We start from the raw sequence: 21580 nt of genomic DNA, 5'->3' as shown, positions 1-21580 counted from the left end.
CGCAAACTCGAAAGCCAGCCATGGCGGATCATGTCTATCGGACGCAGAGAATGGGCCAATGGGTTCTGATCAATGAGGACGCGTATGAAATCTCCCGACACGTGGCCAATGACGCTCATGCCATCCGCATCATGGACCAGGCGGGATGGCACATGTCGAACAACCTTGTCATGCCTGCCTACATCTCGATCTTGCCACTGCCGCCGAAATCGCCCGAGCTCAACCCGGCTGAGAACCTCTGGCTTTTCATGCGGGAGAACTGGTTGTCGAACCGCATCTTCAAATCCTACGACGACATCGTCGCTCACTGCTGCGACGCATGGCGAAAGCTCGAAAGCCAGCCATGGCGCATCATGTCCATAGGACGTAGAGAATGGACAAGTGGGTCCCGATCAGTGATGACGCGTATTATCCTAGCTGTTCAGAATTACCGAGCCGCCTCTGATTACCAACCCGCACCATCAAATGCCGGGACTAAATACCTAAGGTTTCGGTGGAAAAACCAGTTCAGTTCCGGGTGGAAACCTAAAACTGCGCCAACACTGATCGAAGATGTCAAGCTCTTCGCCTTAGCGATCGATATAGGCGGCAACGATGCAAGAGGCTTCTGCTCCAAGGTAAACCCGAACTTGTCATGACCCGCGCGACAATAGCTGATTGCAAACCTCCATCATTCGAAAAATTCATTGGAGCATCAATGAATTCGTACGTCTACAACTATCCGCGCACAGGTTTCATTGGCTCAGGATCGTGATTTCCGGATCAAAGTGTCATAAGTTTCCGCAAGGGTAGTATGGGTCCTGTCGCTGGTGAAATGCCTGATGAACCGTTGCCGCCCCGCTTTGCCCATCGCCGCCCAATCTTGCGCGGGACGGGATAGCAGCGCCTTTGCAAGTGCATCAGGGTCGTTTTTCGGAACTAACAGTCCGGTTTCACGATCAACGATGATGGCTGCCAGTCCGCCCACTGAGGCGGCGACCACGGGCTTGCCCGCGCGCATCGCCTCCACCGCGACCAGCCCGAACCCCTCCCAGCGAGAGGGCACGACAACAACGTCGCAGGCCTTTAAGTGCGACGTGACTACGTCCTTGTGCTGCCAGCCAAGCATCTCAACGTGTGTGGGCACGTCCCACGTTTCCTGGTCCCTGCTGTTGACAGAAGCACCGATCGCGCGGACAGAAATCTCGCCCCCATGAGAACGAATGGCATCGATCAGGATATCGAACCCCTTCTGGTGGTCGAGTCGACCAACGAACAGGACCTTCAGAAGCGGTGTGTCCCATGCGGCTGCGTCCACCGAGGGCAAATGCTCGGTAATGCCGCTCTCGGCCAGGATCAGCTTACCGGGAGGAATACCTATCCTTATGCCCTGATCGTACTCATGTCGGGAGATGGCAATGATCCGATGAACCCGCCGCGACAGCAGCCATTCAGTGCCTTCAATGAAGCGCTTCGCCAGTTCCGCCCTCTCCATGTCGAAGGCCCATCCGTGAGGGCAATAGACGATCGGAGGCATCTCCCGAAGGGGGACGGCCAGACCGCGGATCAGCGCGCCGGCGAAGGTCGAGTGCAAATGAACGACATCAGGCCGAAACCGCCGAATCTCTCTAAAGGTTTGCCACAAGAGGAAGGGTAGCCCTTTGAGACGGTCTTGCCGCCAGAAGCCGGCAATGCTCTCTGGTGGGAAGCCGATCAACTCGTCGGCGTGGTCGCTTGGGACGATGAGGCGGACGTTCTCCGGGCCGAAAGCACGAACCTGATGCACGAGAATCTCATTGAAATAGGTCGTGATACCGCCACGAATGGTCTCGGCAACGTGGAGCACGCGCATGGTGTCAACTCCGATGGGTCATTGGGGTGGTGGAGACGGGGCACCGTTATTAGAATGCCTCGTCTCTTCGAAAGTGCCGCGTGCGCTGCAGGCGCCCGTTACTGGCTTTCGGAAAAAAGATCTCCCCGCGGCGACGATCGCAGACGTTGGCCCAGATAGATCGAGCCCTCCCTCGTCAGATGTCCGTAGTCGAATTGCATTGCAACACCGTCCCTGGCCCATACCTCGCATTCGGTACCACACAGCGCATCGTAGACCGAAAAATATTCTACGCCAGCTGCGGCAGCCTCGCTCGCGAACAACGCGTCGATCTGTTGCGGCGTAGGCACTAGGTGGTGGCTCGCGAACTGCGCCGGGCCGGAATTCGCCTCCATTCCTTTGGCCAACAACCTAGGCAAACTCTGATCATACTCGGCGATCGGCCCCGAGATGATGACTCGCTTGGCAAAAGGCTGAAGCGCCTTGGCGGTCGCGATGGCCATCTTGGCCTCGGACCCGCGCCACCGTCCGGACCGGATGACGGTATCGACCGCGCGCTGGGGAAGGAGGTTCAGAAAGATATGGCGCATGAGGTCGGTACAGGTATGTCGCCCTTCGAAGGAAATTGTCGGCCGGCATCCCGACGCCGTGGCCTGCATGAAGTTCAGTTCCGGGTAGGTTTCGCTCAAGCCAACCCACAAGTGTGCTGCGTGACTGTCACCCACGATCAAGATGTTCCGCCTGTTCGGATCATAAGCGAGACAACTCTCGTTATTGATTTGTGATGCAGCACGAACATTATTCGACAGGAAGCAGTCACCGTCGCGAAAATGATCATCGGCCGCTGGAAGTTCTGCCTGTGCCAACACGGCCACCGCTGCAGGTGGAATGTTTCGTATCGTGCTGTATATTTCAACGGATATCACTGCCGCGCCGCAGACTAGTCCAATCGCAATCCCCCCTCCGAGAAGCGTGGTGGCCGGGCGCAGCACGCCGTTGCGACGAAATGGCCGCTCGACAAACCACCACGACGCAGTGGCTATCACCAGCGCGACCAGCAGCATGATGATCTTGCCAATGCCGTATGGTACACCAACGCCGGCATAATAGAGCGCCCGCAACGGCCAGTGCCATAGGTAAAGCGAATAGGAGATGAGGCCGATGAAACGCAACGGTGTCAGGCCCAGAAGACGTGAGACGACGGTTTGCGCGTTCGAACCCGAATATATGATCGCAGCAGCGCCCAAGCATGGGGCAGCGGCGGCTAGACCCGGGAACGGAATCTCCTCGGTGAACAGAAGGACACTGACGCCAATCGCGGTCAACCCGCCGATGCCGATCGCTTCATTGATACTAGGGCTGCGAACCGGCGGAATCACGCCTAAAGCCAGAATGCTCCCAATGAGAAGTTCCCAGGCCCGATATTGAACCAGATAGAACGCAGCGGAAGCATTGCTGTATGTTTCAGCAACGCAAAGAATAAAACTTACCGTTAAAACAAGTAAGATAATCCCTATTTGGGAATTTCGGTTTAGATTTCGAATTAGGTAGATAAATAAAGGAAAAAAAATATAGAATTGTTCTTCAACGGAAAGAGACCAAGTGTGCAAAAATGGGTTAAGAATTGAGCTTCCGTCAAAATAATTGACGTTGAAATAGAGGTAGATATTTGATGAGAATATTGCTGAAAAAACTACAGCACCCTTCGCTTTCTCCAGCTCTGCAGGAAACATCGTCACGACCGAGAAGGCAAGCGTCAAAAAAAACATGACGAAAAGCGCCGGAAATATTCGTCGGATACGCCGATCATAGAAATCGACGATGCTGAAATTACCCTTGTTGATCCCGTCAAATATAATTCGACTAATCAAAAATCCAGAAATAACAAAAAAAACGTCCACGCCGACGAAGCCACCGTCAAAGTGCCGTCCGAACTTGTAGTGATAAAGAACAACGGAAACAACTGCTATGGCTCTGAGGCCGTCGATATCTGGGCGATACACAGAATGCATCGCCCCATGATTTTGATTATTCATGAAAGGCACTCCAAAGACTGCATGTATTTTAACGTTTGTGCGCAGGCTGCCGAAGAAAGAGATCACTAACGTCTTCGCCTCGCCGGTGAAAGATTAAGCATCAACCTTACGACCCTAGCTCCAAATCGTACAAGCAATAGTCATAGATGCGATGGGACCGCGCCAATGAATATCAAGGTCATACCGGTTGCGGTAGCGTGTGTCATTACTTTGTCATGAATCGGCCAGCTTGCTGCTGTCTTGCGAAGCGAGCGACCACAATAGAAAGTTGCATGCAGATCAGTGGCAGGATGGGAAAGCACTTGCGGGTCATGTTATCGCCACCAGTGCCGATACCATATTCGGTTTCGTTGAAGTTGACGGCATTATTGTAGCCGACGGCGATCAGAATGCAGCCGAAGAGCGCGATGGCGATCGTCAGCCGGTCGAGCCCCATGCGCCGACTACGCGCATCGAAGAGCTGATACATTGCCCCGACCCAGGCGACCGAGAAGACGACGCCCTGCAGGGTCAGGAGGGTGACGGGCGGCAGCCAGTTGGACAGTCTGATCGGAAGGGGGTTGACGTAGACATAGACCGACGAGGCCACCATGTTGACGACTGCCGCCGGACTGCCGCGCACCAGCGCCAGAAGGCCGAGTAATAGAACCCCGCCGCCCAAGAGGTAGATCTTCTTCGGCCGGTCCACCGCCAGGATGAAACAGGCGATCGTCAACGGGTTGTAGCTGCGCACCAGCGAGGCCGCGAGCACCACCAGGGCGAACAGCACGTAGCGCCGGCGCACGAACAACAGGGTGCTCAGCAACACGGTGAACATCGACGTCTGGTCCTTCAGCAGGTCGGCTGAGAAGAATATCGACGTCGGCGACAGCAGGAACGCATAGAAGGTTAGCTTCGCGACCAACGGCCCGTGGGCGGCCATGTTGTGGCGTTCGCAAAAGTCTGACGCGAGCAGGCGTAGAACAACCGCGCATCCGAAGATCAGCAGAGAATTGTAAGGCACAAACTTGAAGTTCTCGAAGATCGCATCGACCTTTAGGAAGGGATAGATCATCACGAGGAAGGCGCCGCGGATCTGATTGTCTCCCGATGTCACACGGCCCTTGACGGACTCGATCATCATATTGAGGAATTCGAAATAGCCGTAGTTCAACTGAACTTCGTAATATTGCCCGTCCAAGAAGCGCGAAGCCGGATCGAAGAAGACATATGGCAGCCCGATCGAAAGAAGAATTATAACCCCTGCCAAGGGATCCCGCATGAAGGCAGCATATAGGATGCCGACGACTGCAAGATACATCGACAGGATGTACATCATATCGGATGGGATCGCTTGGTTAATTCCGACGAAGCCGAGTGCGACCATCGTCATGACGGCCAACGGCCGAGAGGCGTCGGCCACCGTAGCGATCGGCCCCGCCGTTCTCGTCCGGCGCAACGGGCCTGCTCTTGGCCGTGGGTGGGTGTGGTCTCTCCGCAGGGCTGTTGGCATGTCGGAAATCTCGTCTCTCAAGGCCGCGCCTCTACGAGCGCCTTGACGCGGTCGAGGAACTCCGTCCGCGCAGCGACGACGACCTCGCTGCGATACGAATACGCGTGATCCAGATTTCTTTGCGAATGCCGCGACAGCAGTTCGCGGTCGGCGATGAAGGCACCGATCCTCGTGGCGAGCCCTTCGATGTCGTCGACGTCGATCAGGGAATCTTCCGGCAACAGCTCCGGAGCGCCGCCGACCCGGGTGGCTATGGCCGGCAGACCACGTGCGAGCGCCTCCAGCAGGGCACGGGGTAGGCCTTCCTGCCGGGAGGGCAACACGAACAGGTCGGCGCTATCGAGTATGTCGCGGATCGGCTTGCCCGCCGGCATCTTGCCGGTGAAGGTTGTAGTGTCGGCGAGCCCGAGATCGGCGGCCATCTTCTGGAAATGCACCATGTTCTCGCCGTAGCCGATCACCGTCAGGGCGACCGTGCGGCCCGAGTTCCGTAGGATCTTGAGTGCCTTGAGCAGCACGTCGTGCCCCTTGAGCGACTTCTGCATGTTGCCGGTCAGCACGATATGGGGCCGAGCGGTGCGAAAGTCCTCGGGTCGGCGTGCGGAAGGCGCGTAGCAGTCTGGGGTCAAATTGATCGATGTAAAGGAATAGGAGAGCGCCGGATCGCGCGGCGGGTAACGTCGCTGAAGCGCCTCACGTGTCACGTAGCTGGCGACGCGCGCCTTGCTGCACTGCCAGCGCGTCAGCAAGACGAACAGCGCGCGGAAGAATGGAGCCAACGGGTGGTGGTTGAGCGCCTGAGCGCTGTATCCGTCATAGGGATCGGCAACCACTTCGACGGCGAACGGGATCCGCTTGATCGTCAGCACGAGGGCGAACAAGCTCGGGATCGTAGCCGGGATCCGCAGGATGTAGGCGGCGTCACGAGGGGTGTTGCGAAAGAGGAAACCGATTATCGACGGAAGGGTCTTCAGGAACCCAACCGGGCCGTGGTAGCCCGGAACGCCCAAGAAAGTTGCCCCGGGACCGGTTACCGGCGTCGCTGTCGGATCGTCTCGCCGGAACAGTCGTCCGATCAACACGATTTCGTCGAAGACCGCCAGGTAACGGCGGGAAAAGTCCTCGTAGTTGAGGAGGTTGGACGCTGGTTGACCTCGAGAGAGGGTGAAGTCGCTGTCACGGACCACGTATACTTTCATTGGCGTCTCAGATCTCCAAATTGGAAAGCATGTCACGAACGTCCGCTAGAACCCGATCCCGTAACACTTGTCTATGCCCCATGTCCACGCCCTCGGCCAGGGCGCCAACCACCAGATGGTGGATCTCTTCGGCCGACGCCCGCGGCTCGGCACACCATTTCGCGCGTTGGGCTGCTTCCGCGAAGGCCCGAACCTTGCCATCCCAGACCAGGGCTACTGTCGGAATACCTAAGGAGAAGCAGATGATGTTTGCATGTAGTCGGTGGCTGACCACGGCCTTCAGGGTAGAGAGATTTGCGATCAGGTCGGCCGGAGTCGTCGGACGCGGTAGCACCCGTACTCGACCGGTGGCTACATGGTCGGACAGACTGCCGGCGACCTTCGATAGAAACGCCTCGTCCTCTGCGGCGCCGTTGGTGAACAGCACCGGCGTGTAACCGTTGCCGATCAGTCGTTCAGCTAGGGAACACCAGAAGTAGCCGGTCCCCTCTACAGAAAAGGCTGCCGCATCCTCGGCCTGGGTTGCCAGTTCGATCGGATGTGAAATGCCCAGTCCGATCGGGATCGCTGCCGGGTCATCGGTACGGGCCGAACGCTCGTAGACGTCGCTCGCCCATACCGCAGGATCGACCGTCAGCCGGCAGCGGTCGGCGAGTTCGGGCACTGACTCGATTATAGAGGCGCGGCTGGTTGCGTCCCGAACGCCCACCCAACGCGTCGCGGGGTCGAGCAGTACCCGGCGGAACAGCCTGCGCCCGAGCCAGCTCCAGTTGGAGGTCACACCGACGGCTCCGACCGCGAGAGGGGCACCGCGCCCCGCGGCGAGGCGCCCGATGAGATGAAACTTCAGTGGAAAGTTGAGTGCGATGTCGCTCAACATCTGGCCACCGCCAAATACCAACGCGAAGTCGCCCTCCGGAAGTGCGGCTCGCCATGCCCTCTCGACCTTAGGCCGCATGGCGATCGGCCAGGCCACGAGCACCAGCAGGGGCCGCAGAGCCGCCGGGGTTCGGTAGTAGATGGCCTTCTGCTGCCCGGGGCCGCTGCTTAAGAAGGCAGTCCGCCCGGCCATATCAAGATGGCGGATAGTGAGCCCCGGCCGAACCTTCTCAACGAGGTGGGCAAGGCTGTCGGCGATGACGCCGTCACCCAGATTGTCACTGTAGCGAAGCGTACAGATCACCAGTGATTTCGAATACTTTGTCAAAGTTGCCCTGCCTCGATTAGCGATGAAATTATCGAGATACTTCTTGGTGAAACCCGCATGACACAGGCACTCCTGTTCGTATCGGCACATAAACCGGCAACCCGGAGAGTGGGACGGACGTACGCGATTGCGTCGGATCGACCGCGATATCCTGTCCGTCGCCCATGACCATCGGACCGGCCACGACCCCTGTATCGAGGACGAGGCTACCCGGGGCGCCGAGGGTCCAGGCGGAAATCACCCGTCGACCGCCGTCGCCGCCATGTGTCAACGCCACGAATCCCTGGACAGTCGGCCCGCAGACCCCTTCGAAGCTGAGGCCCGAGAGCATTCGGTTGGAGACTGAGAGGGCCCGGTAGGCGGGCTTCGGCCCTAAGTCGGCCTTCAGCAGTCCGAAGCCGGTCTCCCGGTCCGACTGTTCACCCACTCGGTCGCGCAGCATGTACCATACGCTAAGAGGGATTCCTGCGGCTGCATTGGCCTGGAAACTGCGCACCGCAAATTCCGCCTGCCGTTCCTCGTCCACTCGGGTCTGCCCGGTGGTGGTATATCCCCACTCTCCGCTCAGCACCCTTGGCAGGCCTTTGACCGAACTCGCCAGCTTGTCATAGGTCTGCGAGACGGTCTCTGGTGGTCCATCGCGGTAGGGATGAATGGTAAGACCGTCGAGGCAGCCCCGGAACGCAGCACTGTCGAGACTGCGGGCATAACCGAAGAAATTTTCCGGTATCAACGTAGCTCCCGCCAGTGCGCCGCCGACGATAGTCGCTTTCGGCACCGTCTTGCGGATCTCGGCGCATGTCGCTTCAACGAGCCTTTGGTATTCGGCGGCACTGGGCTGGGGCTGCCAGAAGCGCGGCAGGTTGGGTTCGTTCCAGATCTCCCAAATGACATCGTCGTTGCGGTAACGCCTCGCTGCGGCGGCTGCCCATCGGGCGAAGGCGGCGATCTGCACATTTGTGCGCGGTACGGTGTCGTCACCGTAGTGCTTCACCTGCCCATACAGAGTGAACATCACTCGCAGGCCGCGACGGTTGAGCCGGGCGACCAAGCGGTCATAGGCCGCCCAAACGTAACTGTCAGGAGCCGTCTCGCTCGAATACCAGTAGAAGCCGGTGCGGACCATGTTGAAGCCGGCTTCACGCACTAGATCAAGCGCCATGTTGCTGCGATCGGTTGGATGGATCTGGACGCCCCGCAGTGGCGGTTCACCCGGTGCCGGGAGACCCTTGCCATCCGCAGTGCCTCCAGCGGCGAGCAATGTCGCAAGACTGGCGACGATGGATAGCCGGATCCTCACCGCCGTCGCCATACTAGTTGGGGCGGTAGCCATCATTGCCCGCCCTTTCTATAGATCCCCAGCATGGTGCGATATGATCTTTCGCAGGTGAAGTCGCTTAACTCAATCGCCGCGATGGCGGTCCGTCTGTCGACCTGCACATCGGCTATAGCCGCGAGGACGGCATCTGCCCAGGCTTCGGCCGGCGCGGACAGCGATAGCCGTGACACCAGTGCCGGTACGACGTCTACCTCCGTAGGCACGACATCCGATATGATGCAGGGTCTACAAGCGGCCATGGCCTCAAGAATCACCAGGCCGAGCCCCTCGAACAGCGAAGGCAGCAGCAGAAGATCGAAGGCGCCAACCATCAGTCGCGGCACATCGTGCCGTGCGCCGGTGAAGATGGTCCGGTTTCGAATGCCTATACGGGTGGCTTGCTCCTCCATGTCGCCTCTCAAGGGGCCGTCGCCTACAAGCAAAAGTCGAATGGCCGGATCACGCGCCATCGCTACCGCTGCGACCTCAAGCAAGAATGCATGGTTCTTCTGCTCAACGAAGCGCCCGGCATGGCCGATCACACGTGCATCTGGCGGAATGCCGAACTCAGCGCGCACCGCTGTGCGATCGTGTTCGACGGCATAGCCAGCGAAGTCCAGACCACAGGAAACTTGGCGGTAGCGGGCATCTCGCCCCCAATTCGCGCCATAGAGCTTTTTTCCTGCTAGGCTGCTCACCGCCAGCATGTCGGTGGCAAAACGTCGCATTAGAACCTGCATCGCTCTATTGTAGATGCGCCGCGCGAACGATCCGCGGGTAGCCTGAGCCGAATTGTGAGCGTGGCTGACCCGAACGGGAATGCCGAGAAGGGCGCCCATAGCCACCAGTGTGCCGTTGTGGAACATCTCGTGGCAGTGGATGGCGTCGAAGGGGCCGTGGCGCTGGACGATGTCGCGCAACGTCGCGAAAAGAGCGATGGGATTGCGATGGCGGGTACAGCCATGAATGGTGACGCCGAGCGAAGATAGCACGTCGGAAAGAGGCCATTGCTGGTTACCGTAGGCCAGAACGTCCATGCGCCCTGAACCGTCGGCAGCCACCCGAGCGAGATCCAGGATCCACGACTGGACACCGCCGTGGCGAAGGTTGGCGACTACGTGGAGAACTCTGATCGGAATCATCGTGGCAGAGAAGCCTTCCTGCTGTTTCGCGAAACGCTCAGCGCCAAGAGAATCGTCGGTACGACGCTGTTGCTCACGGAAGTGAGTATGAGGGTGTATGCCGCGCCAGCCGTACCGTAATGTGGGATGAGCATATGGGATGCGATCAGACTGACCAGAACGGAAACGGTGAAGGCCAGCGCCTGGCCGACGAAGATCTTCGCCGAACTGATCGCGAAGCCGAGAATGTTGCCGATATAGGCAACGGTTGCGGCGACGGCAAACAGCGGAAAGAGATCCGCATGGCGTGCGAATTCTGTGCCATAAAAGAGCTTAAGCACCGGTTCCCCGATAAGCAGCGTTGCCACCACCCCAAGTGCACCGGTACCGAAGGCGAAGATCAGGGCAAGGATGAGGTAGCGGTAGTAGGCACGGTAGTTGCCCTCTGAGTAGAAACGCGCCAGGATCGGTACCAACGACTGCCCGACGGCAGTGATGATCACCGTCCCGACGGTAATGAAATAGGCCATTCCCGAAAATAGCCCCAGTTCTGCGTTGCCTGCATCGTGCTGCAGCACATAGCGCGGAATGTTGGGGCTGAGATTTACCATCAAGGCGGCGATGCCCAGCGGCACCCCGTTGCGGAGAAAGAGTTTAAGGTCAGCGTTGAATTGCACCCTGTCGAACTTAAGCTTTTCGTTGATGGCATGACGGTCGAATATCAGCAAAACAGAAATCCAGCTCGCAGTATAGCACAGCAACGCCAAATATAGACTGCTCGTCTGATTGTAAACAATGGCAAGCGCGATGGTGCTGAGTGTGCCGCGCATCATCAATGACTTGGAGATGCGGTCAAGCCGCATGCCGCGCTGGTTGAAGCCGTAGCATAGATCGGTCAGCGTCTCGACCGTCTTGGAAGCGCCGACCGCTGCAATAATCCAGAAAGTCTGTCCGCCGTAGGTGGCCGCTATTGCTATGCAGACCAAAAAGCCTAGAGCAGCAGTAGCAACCCGAAAGAGCACGTAGTTGGATATTCCGTGCTCATGGGCCACATCCGACGCCAGAATGGTGCGCATGCCAAGATTGAAGAACATCATCACCGGCGTGATGAGTGAGAGCGCCAGAGCGAACTCGCCAACCTCCGACGGCCCCCCGAAGCGGGCGATGACGATGAGCACAAGCCATTGACACACCGCATAGTAGGTGTTGCCGAACATCATCCACATGGCATTCTGCCGGAGTCCTAGTAACTTACGCACGTTCATCCTAATTGACAAGCTCCGACCTTTTCCATTCCTCTCACCCCTCATGCGCCATGGCGCGTCCGCGGAGAGATCCGAACGGCAAGCCGCGCATAAAGAAGCAATGATCGGCCATCATGGTAGCGCATCGCCTCACAGAGCCTCGTCGCGACATAGAGACCTGGTGACTGACTATGCATCCTGGGCAGCGTCGAAAGCTGTCATTCGCCACCCGCCTCTGCCTCGCGCTTTGATGCCGGTCTATCGAAGAGAGGCTCGCCATCTCGTCGCTGCCCGCGCCGACGGGAACAGTCGATTTAATAACAACTACATCGAAGCCCGTGAGATTTTCGGAGATTTCCTTCGATGCAGCGTACACATAGGACAAGTGGACGTGACCGTCGACCCACCTAGATGGCGCACCGACAGCGATGAAAAGAACATCGCTGTCGGTGGAAAAGATCAATCGCCCAGACTTGAAATTGGAGGCGACCATTTGATCATGATTCAGTTCGAATATCGGCATGCGCCCTTCTTTAAGCGCCGCAATCTTCGCATTATTTTTGTGCATGCACACGACGTTATGACAAAATTCGGAAAAGCATACGCCGGACACAAGGCCAGCATAGCCTGATCCTACCATGGAAATCTTCAATACAATCTCCCTTTAGAAACAAACAATACCTAGCGCAGAATTTCAATGCGGACTTCTCCAAAGCAATCTCCGAGACTGACCGCACCAACATTTTTACGCTCGCCCATCTGGGTGGAAAATATGCTTCAACCTGTAAAAATGCTACGCCTAATTAGCGGGCAGCTATGACGAATTGGTATCCTGATACATCAACTCAACAAGATTAGCACGGGAAGCATATCTAGAAAACCACCCTTCGTCTAGAAAGGCCCACATTTCAGGCGACGCACCAGGCCCGAGCGCCCCCGTCCAACTCAAATCAAGAACAAGCGCTCCACTCAAAAACCGGACTATATCAATTCGAGCAAATCCTGTGCCGTTTTTGTGCGAATTCTCCCGCTAATCATGTGCAACAATACTTCGACCCGCCCCCTTCATCCAGACCTGTGAGCAGACCTATTGCACCTGCGAACGGACCAGCGCGCACTCGCACCTCACTACCGAGCGAAAGTCCGCGCGAGAGATCGGCAATTCCATCGACATCGGAAAACTCAAGAACTCTTCGCCAACGCCGCGGGGCACCGACGTTGGCGCCTCTCCCGTGCCGCGACAATACGATGTCGCCCCTAGCAGGCTGTTGAAGAAGTCTCTCGTTTAGCGTTGAGGATGGCTTCGTCGCCGTTGTGATATGCAAATGCGATCTCGATTGAGCCGTCGTTGAGCAATTCGGCGTGTCCTTCGCCGGAGACCTCGTCCATTTCGTCAAGTCCGGCCCATGTGAAGTGGACCAAGTTTTGGCTGTAGCCGAGATCGAGACCTGCTTGCAGCGCGTCGGAGGCGATCTCGCCATGGCCATCGGCTCCGATGGTGATCGTGGCGGGCTCGACCAGATCGAGATGGTCGCGATCCCAAAGATCCGCCATCAGCTTCGGCAGTCGCACCAGATCATAGGAGGCGGCCGCGAAGGTGAAGGCCCATCCGACGCGGTCGCGGCCACGGAACTTCGTCTTGTCCTGCCCGGCAAGGGTCTTGATCCAGCCGAACGCCTCCTCGATTTGCTTGCGGATGCGCAGGCTGACCCTATAGCCGGGATGGCGCGTCGTGCGTCCATCGATCGCCGAACTTCGGCCGTTGGTGTTCTGCGCCACATGTGGCGTCACCCGCATCGAGCGCAATTCGTTGACGAAGTCTTCGGTGTCATAGGCCTTGTCGGCTCCGAGCGTGATAGCGCGCGGCCGGTCGGCGCGGGGCTAGATCATATGCATAGCCGCCAAATACAATGGCTTTAACAATATTAACATAAGGAGTAATGGTGCTGCTAGAGAGATTTGAACTCTCGGCCTCTCCCTTACCAAGGGAGTGCTCTACCCCTGAGCTATAGCAGCATCGGCGCCGTTTGTCGTATCAGCGCTGCGGTGAGCGGGCTATTGCCATAGCTCGTGCGCCAGTGCAAGCCGCAAATTCCACTTCTTTGGCAAAAGCGTTGATTTCATCCACCTCTTTGGGTTTTTGCCTGCATCGGTTATGGAGGATGCATGAGTGAAACCGACGAATCGCATGATGCAAGGGCCCTGCGCAAGGCGCGCCAGATGGCCGAGACGGAGCAGCGCAAGGCGCGTGCCGCCCAGAAGCTGCGCGACAACCTGATGCGCCGCAAATCCCAGGCGCGGGCCAGGCGCGCCGGCGAGGCGGATCTGACCGATGGGCTGCCCGCCGCAAAAACGGACGAATCATCGGCATGATCCGCACCTTCATCGTCTCCCTTGCCTGCATTCGAATTGAAGCTGTGGGGGATTTCGTCTAAGGACCCCCATCTTTCGTGCCTTGTTGTGCCATATAGAGGCCAGAAATTAGGAAAGGCGGGCATCTGCCCGTTGTCATTGAATGGATCGCATCAGAATTTCCGGCGGTAACCAACTGCGCGGCATCATTCCCATTTCAGGCGCCAAGAATGCGGCGCTGCCGCTGATGATCGCCTCACTTCTGACGAGCGATACGCTGACGCTCGAAAACGTGCCGCATCTGGCCGATGTCGAGGGGCTGGTGCGGATTCTCGGCAATCATGGCGTCGATATCGCCGTCAATGGCCGGCGTGAGCGCCAGGAAGACGGCTATTCGCGCACGATCCATTTCACCTGCCGCACGATTGCCGATACCACGGCGCCCTATGAGCTGGTCTCCAAGATGCGTGCCAGCTTCTGGGTCATCGGTCCGCTTCTGGCCCGCGAGGGCCGCGCTCGCGTTTCGCTGCCGGGTGGCTGCGCCATCGGCACGCGTCCGGTCGATCTCTTCCTCGAAGGCTTGGCAGCGCTTGGCGCCATTATTGAAATCGATGGCGGCTATGTGAATGCCACGGCACCGAAGGGTGGCCTTGTCGGCGGCCGCTACACGTTTCCGAAAGTCTCGGTCGGTGCAACCCATGTGCTGATGATGGCCGCTTCGCTTGCCAATGGCACGACGGTGATCGAAAACGCGGCGCGCGAGCCGGAAGTGGTGGATCTGGCCAATTGCCTCATCGCCATGGGCGCGAAAATTTCCGGCGCCGGCTCCAAGACCATCACCATCGAGGGTGTCACCTCGCTGTCTGGCGCGCGCCACCGCGTGCTGCCCGATCGCATCGAGACCGGCACCTATGCCATTGCGGTTGCCATGACCGGCGGTGATGTGACGCTCGAAGGCACGGATGGTTCGCTTTTGGAAACGGCGCTCGATACGCTGCGCCGCACCGGAGCCGAAATCACCCAGACGGAAACCGGACTGCGCGTGGTGCGCAATGGCAATGGCATCCAGCCCGTCGATGTGGTGACGGAACCTTTCCCCGGTTTCCCGACAGACCTGCAGGCGCAGTTCATGGCGCTGATGACGCGCTCGTCCGGCGTGTCGCATATCACCGAGACGATTTTCGAAAACCGCTTCATGCATGTGCAGGAACTGGCACGGCTTGGTGCACGTATTTCGCTCTCGGGCCAGATGGCGCGCGTTGAAGGCGTGCCGCGGCTGAAGGGCGCGCCGGTGATGGCAACCGATCTGCGCGCCTCCGTGTCGCTGGTGATTGCCGGCCTTGCAGCCGAAGGCGAAACCGTCGTCAACCGCGTCTATCATCTGGATCGCGGCTTTGAGCGGCTGGAAGAAAAGCTGACGCGCTGCGGCGCGATCGTGGAACGCGTCAGCGAATAGGCTGCAGCCAGGAAAAGCGCGTGGCAGCTCCGGCTGTTGCGCGCGGCCATCTGCGATCCTATCTCCGGTGCCTGATGTGACAAAGGCCGCGGCAGTGCGGCGATGAGGATAAGATGGCAACGATGAGCGAGCTGAAGCTTCTGGCACTGGATGAAGACGACCTGAAGATCGTTTCGGCCCATATGCAGGATAGTGTTTTCAAGCCGGCGGATATTGACTGGAGCCCCAAGCGCGGGCAGTTCTCACTGGTCGTCAATCGTTTCGTCTGGGAAGCGGTCGATCGCGGTTCCAAGGGGTTCGAGCGCCGCCGCGCTGCACTCGCCTTCAAGCGGGTCAATGCGGTGCGCACGCTGGGGATCGACCGGCGTGCCGGCGAGGCCGTCTATGCGCTTCTTGCCATCCGCTTCGACAAGCGTGGCGATGGCCCGGATGGAACGGTGGAACTGACGCTGGCAGCCGGTGCGGCGATCAGCCTGGATGTGGAATGTATCGAGGCGCAGCTGGCCGATACGGGCGGCGCCTGGGGAACCGAAAACCGTCCGCAGCACGATTGAGCAGAAGGCGGCTTCGGGATGGTGCGGCACAGGCCTTGATCGGTCTTGCGCCGGCTATGGGTTCGAGTGTGAGGGGACAGTTGAGTGGCAATCTGGCTTGAGCAGGCGTCGGGTGATTTCGAGGCGCGTTTTGCAGCGTTTCTGACAACCAAGCGCGAGGTCTCGGAAGACGTCAATCTCGTGGTGCGCGCCATCATCGATGATGTGCGCGCCCGTGGCGATGCGGCGCTGATCGATTATTCCAAGCGGTTCGACCGGGTGGACCTCGAGGAAACCGGCCTGCGCGTGACGGATGCGGAGATCGAGGCAGCCTTTGCCGAAGTCGATCCCGCCGTCATCGAGGCGTTGACGCTTGCCGCAGAGCGCATCGAGCGTCACCATGCCCGCCAGATGCCGAAGGACGACCTCTATGAGGATGCGATCGGCGTTGGGCTCGGTTCGCGCTGGACGGCCATTGAAGCGGTTGGCCTTTACGTACCGGGCGGCACGGCAAGCTATCCGAGTTCTGTTCTGATGAATGCCGTGCCGGCCCGCGTGGCCGGTGTGGAGCGCGTCGTGATCGTCTGCCCCGCCTCGGGCGGTGCCATCAATCCGGCCGTGCTGGTGGCAGCAAAGATTGCCGGCGTCAGCGAGATCTACCGCATTGGCGGCGCCCAGGCCGTGGCAGCGCTGGCCTATGGCACGCAGACGATTGCGCCGGTCTACAAGATCGTCGGCCCCGGCAATGCCTATGTGGCGGCCGCCAAGCGCCAGGTCTTCGGCACGGTCGGTATCGACATGATCGCCGGCCCGTCCGAAGTTCTGGTGATAGCCGATAAGGAAAACGATCCGGACTGGATTGCCGCCGACCTTCTGGCCCAGGCCGAGCATGACGAGGGCGCCCAATCGATCCTGATCACCACTGACCGGGCTTTCGGTGCGGCGGTGGAACAGGCCGTGGAGCGCCAGCTGAAGACACTGTCGCGGGCGCAGACGGCGAGCGCCAGCTGGCGCGATTTCGGCGCCATCATCCTTGTCGACAGGCTGGAGGCCGCATTGCCGCTGGCCAACCGCATTGCCGCCGAACATCTGGAACTGGCGGTAGCCGATCCCGATGCGCTGTTGCCGCATATCCGCAATGCGGGTGCCATTTTCGTGGGCCGCCATACGCCGGAAGTGATCGGCGATTATGTCGGCGGCTCCAACCATGTCCTGCCCACGGCCCGCTCTGCGCGGTTTTCCTCCGGCCTTTCTGTGCTGGATTTCGTCAAGCGCACGTCCATTTTGCGGCTGGGGCCTGAGCAATTGGCCGAGCTTGGGCCGGCGGCCATCACGCTTGCCCATTCGGAAGGGCTTGACGCGCATGCCCGCTCTGTCGCTATTCGTCTCAACCGAGGGCGATGAGCGATGGCAAATGGCGATTTCCGGCTGTGCGACGTGGTGCTGGACGACAGCATCGGCCGCTCCACGCCGGATGTCGAGCATGAGCGGGCGGTCGCAATCTTCGACCTGATCGAGGAAAACCGGTTCGAGCCGGCAGGCCATGCGGGCGGCCCCTATCGCCTCACCATCTCGCTGGTCGAGCAGAAGCTGGTTCTGACCATCGTGACGGAGGGTGGTGAGACGGTGGCCACGCATATCCTGTCGCTGACCCCCTTCCGGCGGATCATCAAGGATTATTTCATGATCTGCGAGAGCTATTACGAGGCGATCCGTTCCTCCACGCCATCGCAGATCGAAGCGATCGACATGGGGCGCCGTGGTATTCATAACGAGGGTTCGGAAATCCTGCAGGACCGGCTGAAGAGCAAGATCTTACTGGATTTCGATACGGCCCGCCGGCTGTTCACCCTGGTTTGTGTTCTCTATTGGCGGGGCTGAGCATGGGCGAGGGGCCGGCCGCCGATACCAGGATCGCAAAGCCGGGCGCCGTTCTCTTCATGTGCGGCATGAATGCCATCCGCTCGCCCATGGCGGAAGTCATTGCAAAACGCCTGCTGCCACCCGATATCTATGTGCAATCGGCCGGTGTCAAAGCCGGCGAGCCCGATCCCTTTGTCGATGTGGTGCTGCAGGAAGTGGGGCTTGCCCCGCGCAAAAAACATCAGCCGCGCCGGCTGGAAGAGCTGGAAGACGATTTCTTCGACGTCATCGTCACGCTGTCGCCGGAGGCGCATCACCGGGCGCTGGAACTCACACGATCAAACGCGATCGAGGTGATCTACTGGCCGACCTTCGATCCGACAGTGGAGACCGGCACACGCGACCAGGTGCTGGATGCCTATCGCGGCGTGCGCGACGAGTTGTGGCGGCGCATCGAGGAGCGTTTCGGACGCGCCGGCGCGCAAGCCCCGCAGACGGTTTGAGCGGCTTTTCCCGGCCGCCTTGACCGCCTGTCGGAATCAATCATATGCGAGGTTCACAAACGTGCGGCGAACGTGTAGTTTCCGCGCAATTTTCAAGGTCCGGCCAGTTTGCGGCCGCGCCGACCAACAACCACAGGAAGACAAGTACTAGATGGCGAAAGAAGAAGTCCTCGAATTTCCGGGCGTCGTAACCGAATTGCTGCCCAATGCAACATTTCGCGTCAAGCTCGAAAACGAACATGAAATCATTGCCCACACGGCTGGCCGCATGCGCAAGAACCGTATCCGTGTTCTGGCGGGCGACAAGGTGCTGGTGGAAATGACCCCTTACGACCTCACCAAGGGCCGTATCACCTACCGCTTCAAGTAAGCGATCCGCTGTTTGCGGCGCATGCTCCCGTGAAGGATCCCCATGTCTCTGGACCAAAAGCTCATCCTCGCCTCCGGCTCGCCGCGGCGTCTTGATCTTCTCAACCAGGTGGGGATCAAGCCGGCGCGCCTGATGCCGATGGATATCGACGAGACACCGAAGAAATCCGAACATCCCCGCTCGCTTGCCCGCCGTCTCTCGACAGAGAAGGCGCAGGCAGCGCAGGCCGCGATCCAGGGTGATCTGACCTGGCGCCAGAGCTATGTTCTCTCGGCCGATACGGTGGTGGCCGTGGGCCGCCGCATCCTGTCTAAGACCGAGTATATGGATGAGGCCTCCGCGGCCTTGCATCTTCTGTCGGGCCGCAGCCACTGGGTCTATACGGGCATCTGCCTGGTGACGCCCGGCGGCCTGCTGCGCCAGAAGGTTGTGGAAACCAAGGTGCGCTTCAAACGGCTGTCGAGCCGCGAGATCGAGGCCTATCTTGCCTCCGATGAATGGCGCGGCAAGGCCGGCGCCTATGCCATACAGGGCATTGCCGGCAGCTTCGTGCAGAAGCTTGTCGGTTCCTATACCAATGTCGTGGGGCTGCCGCTCTACGAGACGAGCCTGCTGTTGAATGGCGAAGGCTTTGATGTCGCCTCCCACTGGGCTGAAGGCTGAGCGAAAGACATGGCATCCGAACCGATTTCCCCAGGCGCCAAAGTGGCGCCGCTGCGCAAGACCAGGCCATGCCCGGAATGCGGTAAGCCGTCCCATCGCGATCACTACCCCTTCTGCAGCGATCGCTGCCGCACGCTGGATCTTTCCCGCTGGCTGAACGGTTCCTATGCCATTCCCGTGACGGATGACGAGGCCAAAGCCGATCCCGCCGACGATTGAGCTGCCGGCTGCCAGACAGGCATCCACAGGCCTTTGGTGTGGTCTGGTTTGTGTAGCTATTTCAAGCGCTTGGTCATGTTTTTCACAAGCCTGTCAAAAAACTTCGCAAACCAGCTTGCCATGTCCGAACAAGATGTTATAACCCCGCTCGCTCCCGGGGAAACGCCCGGCGGTTTCGAAAGAAACCGGAAGGCTTGATCGAAAAAGCCAAGATGCCCGGATAGCTCAGTTGGTAGAGCAGCGGATTGAAAATCCGCGTGTCGGTGGTTCAAATCCGCCTCCGGGCACCATTCTAAGCCCTTATTGCGCCTAGCGTTTTCCATATCCGCACCTTTTCTAATGTCGTCCGGTTTGACAGATTTACTCGCCGGATTTGACAACTTTCGTTTTTCGTTTGTTCATTTCGGCTCCAAGATCGACCACAGCGGCGGACGCCTGCTTTGACCGATCGGCCCGTCGGGAGTAGTGTTTTGCCATCGCTTCCGTGGCATGTCCGAGGACGAGCGCAATAGTGCCATTGTCCTTCCCCATTTCCGCCAGGATGGTTCCCACGGTATGGCGTAGTCCTTTCAACGTCAGGCCGGGTTGAATTGCCCCCTGCTCCTCCAACGCGCCTTTCAGCTTCGCCCAGTTCGTGCTGAACCCGTTGTAAGTCCACGGCTTGCCCCGACTGTTGGCGCACAGCGTAATGGCATTATGGGGCGGTGTTTGGCTCAATGCGTCGGCGACGGGTGCGAACAACGGGAGATAGACGGGCTGCCCGGTCTTCAGACGGCGCGTGTCAATCCCAGTGGCCGTTACGGCGGTTTTTGGTAATGCCAACGCATCCTGAGGATCGAGGCCATAGAACATCATGAGGCTCATCGGCGGCAACATGTGTACTGGCAGAGCGGCGAGCACTGTGTCGCGCTCCGCATCGGTCCATGGGCGGTTTGCGTCGGGAAGGTCTTTGGGACGCTCAGCGAGGCTGACATGTTCGACCGGATTTTCGCGAACGTACTCGTACTCCATTCCCCAACTGAATAGTAACGACAAAACCGACCGAACATAGTTGGCGAAGCGGAAGCCTTTCTTTTGCTCTGCCCGATCGCGTATTTTGGCGACGAAGCCGCGCGTAAACTTGTCGAGCGCAGTGTCCTCGATCGGCTGCAGCCAGTCGAATACCTTTTGGTAGTCTGAGCGGGTCCGCGCAGCGCGCTTCTGAAAACGAGGGCTGGCGCGATACTTCTTAATCAACATGCCGAGCGTGCCAGGCTTGGCTTCCTTCACCTTATGCAACTCGTTGATCCGATGTACTTCCATGTCGAAAGCGAGCGTGTACGGCTCGAACTTGACGCAATCGATCTTCTCGCGGCTTTTCCGGTGATAGGCACGCCACTCAAAGGGCGGCTTCTTGTCTCGAAAGATTTGCCAGCCTTTGTATTTGTTCTCGCGCTTCTCCCGGATCCGGCTCATCAAAGCTTCCCGATTATCTCTTCATCGCTATCGCGTGATCCAGTTTTCAGGTCATCGACCCAACGATCGAGGTCGCGAACATCGTAGAGTGTCACGTCGCCCGGCATGGATATCGGGATGACCGGGCATGCGGAGGGGAACCGCTTTACTGATAGGCCAACGTAGTCAGCCGCCTGCCTCAGCGACATCATACGCGGCTGAACAACGCGGATATTCAGCATTGCTGTAGACATTCGGGCATCCCCTCTAACCTTCGTGTAATAGCCGTGGCGGCGCCCGCTGCTGCGGGGGCCGCCTTTTCGGAACATCCGCTGTTCAGTTTGCGATACGAACCTGCACGCTCGTCGCGTCTGAAGCGGCTGCCTTGACGATGTGGCCGACGAGGGTGTTTCCGGAAGCGGTTCCGCTGATCTGCGTTCCGGTCCAATAAGCCTTGACCCCTTCGGCGAGCGCTCCCACCGCTTTCGGAAGGGTGAAGACGCCTTCGACATCGACGGCGACAGGCTGACCTTCAGCGGCCGAGAAATTGGCAACGCCGAAAAGCGCACCGAAAAGCGCTGCCTGCCCGGAGACGATGCCCCCTGCAGGAGCTGTGAGGTCGAGGGTTTTCCCCGGCTGAACGAAGTTCTTCATGATCTGTATCCTTTGACACTGTCAATCGGCGCGGAAAGTTGACCCCATATCGGCGTCCAATGTTGCCCCCCATGTTGACGATCAGCACCTGGATCGCCCGGCGCTG

Annotated in this window: 20 protein-coding genes, 2 tRNA genes and 3 pseudogenes; 11 read left to right on the top strand and 14 right to left on the bottom strand. The window is 58.9% G+C overall.

Translation table 11 applies throughout. The features are described 5' to 3' along the window. Nucleotides 1-377: pseudogene (locus E8M77_RS24110) on the top strand (transposase); the annotation flags it as partial. A 365-nt stretch (nt 378-742) separates the two neighbouring features. Here E8M77_RS24110 and E8M77_RS02010 read toward each other — a convergent pair. The 11 genes and pseudogenes from E8M77_RS02010 to E8M77_RS01960 all read right to left on the bottom strand — a co-directional run bounded on the left by E8M77_RS02010 (nt 743) and on the right by E8M77_RS01960 (nt 13443). After that, nucleotides 743-1831 carry a glycosyltransferase gene (locus E8M77_RS02010; RefSeq protein WP_137128946.1) on the bottom strand — a complete coding sequence of 363 codons (1089 nt, stop codon included), beginning with the start codon at nt 1829-1831 and terminating at the stop codon, nt 743-745. A 98-nt stretch (nt 1832-1929) separates the two neighbouring features. Further along, nucleotides 1930-3846 carry an acyltransferase family protein gene (locus E8M77_RS02005; protein WP_137128945.1) on the bottom strand — a complete coding sequence of 639 codons (1917 nt, stop codon included), beginning with the start codon at nt 3844-3846 and terminating at the stop codon, nt 1930-1932. A gap of 205 nt (nt 3847-4051) precedes the next feature. Beyond that, nucleotides 4052-5218 (bottom strand): hypothetical protein, encoded by a 1167-nt coding sequence (locus E8M77_RS02000; protein ID WP_137128944.1) that lies wholly within the window; start codon nt 5216-5218, stop codon nt 4052-4054. Nucleotides 5219-5355: 137 nt separating this feature from the next. Continuing rightward, nucleotides 5356-6537: a glycosyltransferase gene (locus E8M77_RS01995; protein WP_137128943.1), complete on the bottom strand. Its 1182-nt coding sequence runs from the start codon at nt 6535-6537 to the stop codon at nt 5356-5358. Between the two features lie 7 nt (nt 6538-6544). After that, nucleotides 6545-7744 (bottom strand): polysaccharide pyruvyl transferase family protein, encoded by a 1200-nt coding sequence (locus E8M77_RS01990; RefSeq protein WP_170975711.1) that lies wholly within the window; start codon nt 7742-7744, stop codon nt 6545-6547. A 28-nt stretch (nt 7745-7772) separates the two neighbouring features. Then, nucleotides 7773-9080 carry a cellulase family glycosylhydrolase gene (locus tag E8M77_RS01985; protein WP_137128941.1) on the bottom strand — a complete coding sequence of 436 codons (1308 nt, stop codon included), beginning with the start codon at nt 9078-9080 and terminating at the stop codon, nt 7773-7775. Beyond that, on the bottom strand, nt 9077-10204 hold the full coding sequence (locus E8M77_RS01980) for a glycosyltransferase (protein WP_137128940.1): 1128 nt from the start codon (nt 10202-10204) through the stop codon (nt 9077-9079). Before E8M77_RS01980 ends, E8M77_RS01985 begins: the two co-directional genes overlap by 4 nt. Continuing rightward, nucleotides 10201-11409, bottom strand: a complete 1209-nt coding sequence (locus E8M77_RS01975; protein ID WP_170975710.1) for an oligosaccharide flippase family protein — start codon at nt 11407-11409, stop codon at nt 10201-10203. Before E8M77_RS01975 ends, E8M77_RS01980 begins: the two co-directional genes overlap by 4 nt. A 295-nt stretch (nt 11410-11704) precedes the next feature. After that, nucleotides 11705-12079: pseudogene (locus tag E8M77_RS24105) on the bottom strand (UDP-glucose 6-dehydrogenase); the annotation flags it as partial. An 896-nt stretch (nt 12080-12975) separates the two neighbouring features. Then, nucleotides 12976-13332, bottom strand: a pseudogene (locus tag E8M77_RS24000) (transposase); the annotation flags it as partial. A 36-nt stretch (nt 13333-13368) separates the two neighbouring features. Continuing rightward, nucleotides 13369-13443 (bottom strand) — tRNA-Thr (locus E8M77_RS01960). A 150-nt stretch (nt 13444-13593) separates the two neighbouring features. On the opposite strand from E8M77_RS01960, the gene E8M77_RS01955 reads away from it, so the two are divergent. From E8M77_RS01955 to E8M77_RS01910, 10 genes are all read left to right on the top strand, one after another. Next, complete coding sequence (locus tag E8M77_RS01955; RefSeq protein WP_137128936.1) at nt 13594-13800, top strand: hypothetical protein; 207 nt, start codon at nt 13594-13596, stop codon at nt 13798-13800. 142 nt (nt 13801-13942) lie between these two features. Further along, nucleotides 13943-15235 carry a UDP-N-acetylglucosamine 1-carboxyvinyltransferase gene (murA, locus tag E8M77_RS01950; RefSeq protein ID WP_137128935.1) on the top strand — a complete coding sequence of 431 codons (1293 nt, stop codon included), beginning with the start codon at nt 13943-13945 and terminating at the stop codon, nt 15233-15235. 122 nt (nt 15236-15357) lie between these two features. Then, on the top strand, nt 15358-15789 hold the full coding sequence (locus E8M77_RS01945) for a DUF2948 family protein (RefSeq protein WP_137128934.1): 432 nt from the start codon (nt 15358-15360) through the stop codon (nt 15787-15789). Nucleotides 15790-15873: 84 nt separating this feature from the next. Further along, nucleotides 15874-17172, top strand: coding sequence for a histidinol dehydrogenase (gene hisD / locus E8M77_RS01940; protein ID WP_137128933.1), 1299 nt, complete (start codon nt 15874-15876; stop codon nt 17170-17172). Nucleotides 17173-17175: 3 nt separating this feature from the next. Further along, the gene (locus E8M77_RS01935) at nt 17176-17649 is read left to right on the top strand and encodes a UPF0262 family protein (RefSeq protein ID WP_137128932.1); all 474 of its coding nucleotides are present in this window, start codon (nt 17176-17178) and stop codon (nt 17647-17649) included. 2 nt (nt 17650-17651) lie between these two features. Further along, on the top strand, nt 17652-18134 hold the full coding sequence (locus E8M77_RS01930; RefSeq protein WP_137128931.1) for a low molecular weight phosphatase family protein: 483 nt from the start codon (nt 17652-17654) through the stop codon (nt 18132-18134). Nucleotides 18135-18285: 151 nt separating this feature from the next. Further along, entirely contained in the window at nt 18286-18504 is a 219-nt protein-coding gene (gene infA, locus E8M77_RS01925) for a translation initiation factor IF-1 (RefSeq protein WP_004435948.1), read from the top strand. Nucleotides 18505-18546: 42 nt separating this feature from the next. Continuing rightward, complete coding sequence (locus tag E8M77_RS01920) at nt 18547-19167, top strand: Maf-like protein (protein WP_137128930.1); 621 nt, start codon at nt 18547-18549, stop codon at nt 19165-19167. A 9-nt stretch (nt 19168-19176) separates the two neighbouring features. Beyond that, a complete protein-coding gene (gene yacG, locus E8M77_RS01915; protein ID WP_137128929.1) occupies nt 19177-19386 on the top strand; it encodes a DNA gyrase inhibitor YacG in 210 nt (69 codons plus the stop codon). 214 nt (nt 19387-19600) lie between these two features. Next, nucleotides 19601-19676, top strand: a tRNA-Phe gene (locus E8M77_RS01910). Nucleotides 19677-19746: 70 nt separating this feature from the next. On the opposite strand, the gene E8M77_RS01905 is transcribed toward E8M77_RS01910, so the two are convergent. From E8M77_RS01905 to E8M77_RS01890, 3 genes are all read right to left on the bottom strand, one after another. Then, nucleotides 19747-20841 carry a tyrosine-type recombinase/integrase gene (locus E8M77_RS01905; RefSeq protein ID WP_137128928.1) on the bottom strand — a complete coding sequence of 365 codons (1095 nt, stop codon included), beginning with the start codon at nt 20839-20841 and terminating at the stop codon, nt 19747-19749. Continuing rightward, the gene (locus E8M77_RS01900) at nt 20841-21074 is read right to left on the bottom strand and encodes a hypothetical protein (protein ID WP_246659085.1); all 234 of its coding nucleotides are present in this window, start codon (nt 21072-21074) and stop codon (nt 20841-20843) included. The genes E8M77_RS01905 and E8M77_RS01900 overlap by 1 nt, the downstream gene beginning before the upstream one ends. Nucleotides 21075-21156: 82 nt before the next feature. Next, entirely contained in the window at nt 21157-21474 is a 318-nt protein-coding gene (locus tag E8M77_RS01890; RefSeq protein ID WP_137128927.1) for a DUF2190 family protein, read from the bottom strand. Between the last annotated feature and the right edge of the window lie 106 nt (nt 21475-21580).

Origin of the sequence: Rhizobium sp. FY34 (genome assembly GCF_005222845.1) — a bacterium.
Lineage (GTDB): Bacteria > Pseudomonadota > Alphaproteobacteria > Rhizobiales > Rhizobiaceae > Neorhizobium.
This window is presented reverse-complemented; position numbering and strand designations above follow the sequence as displayed.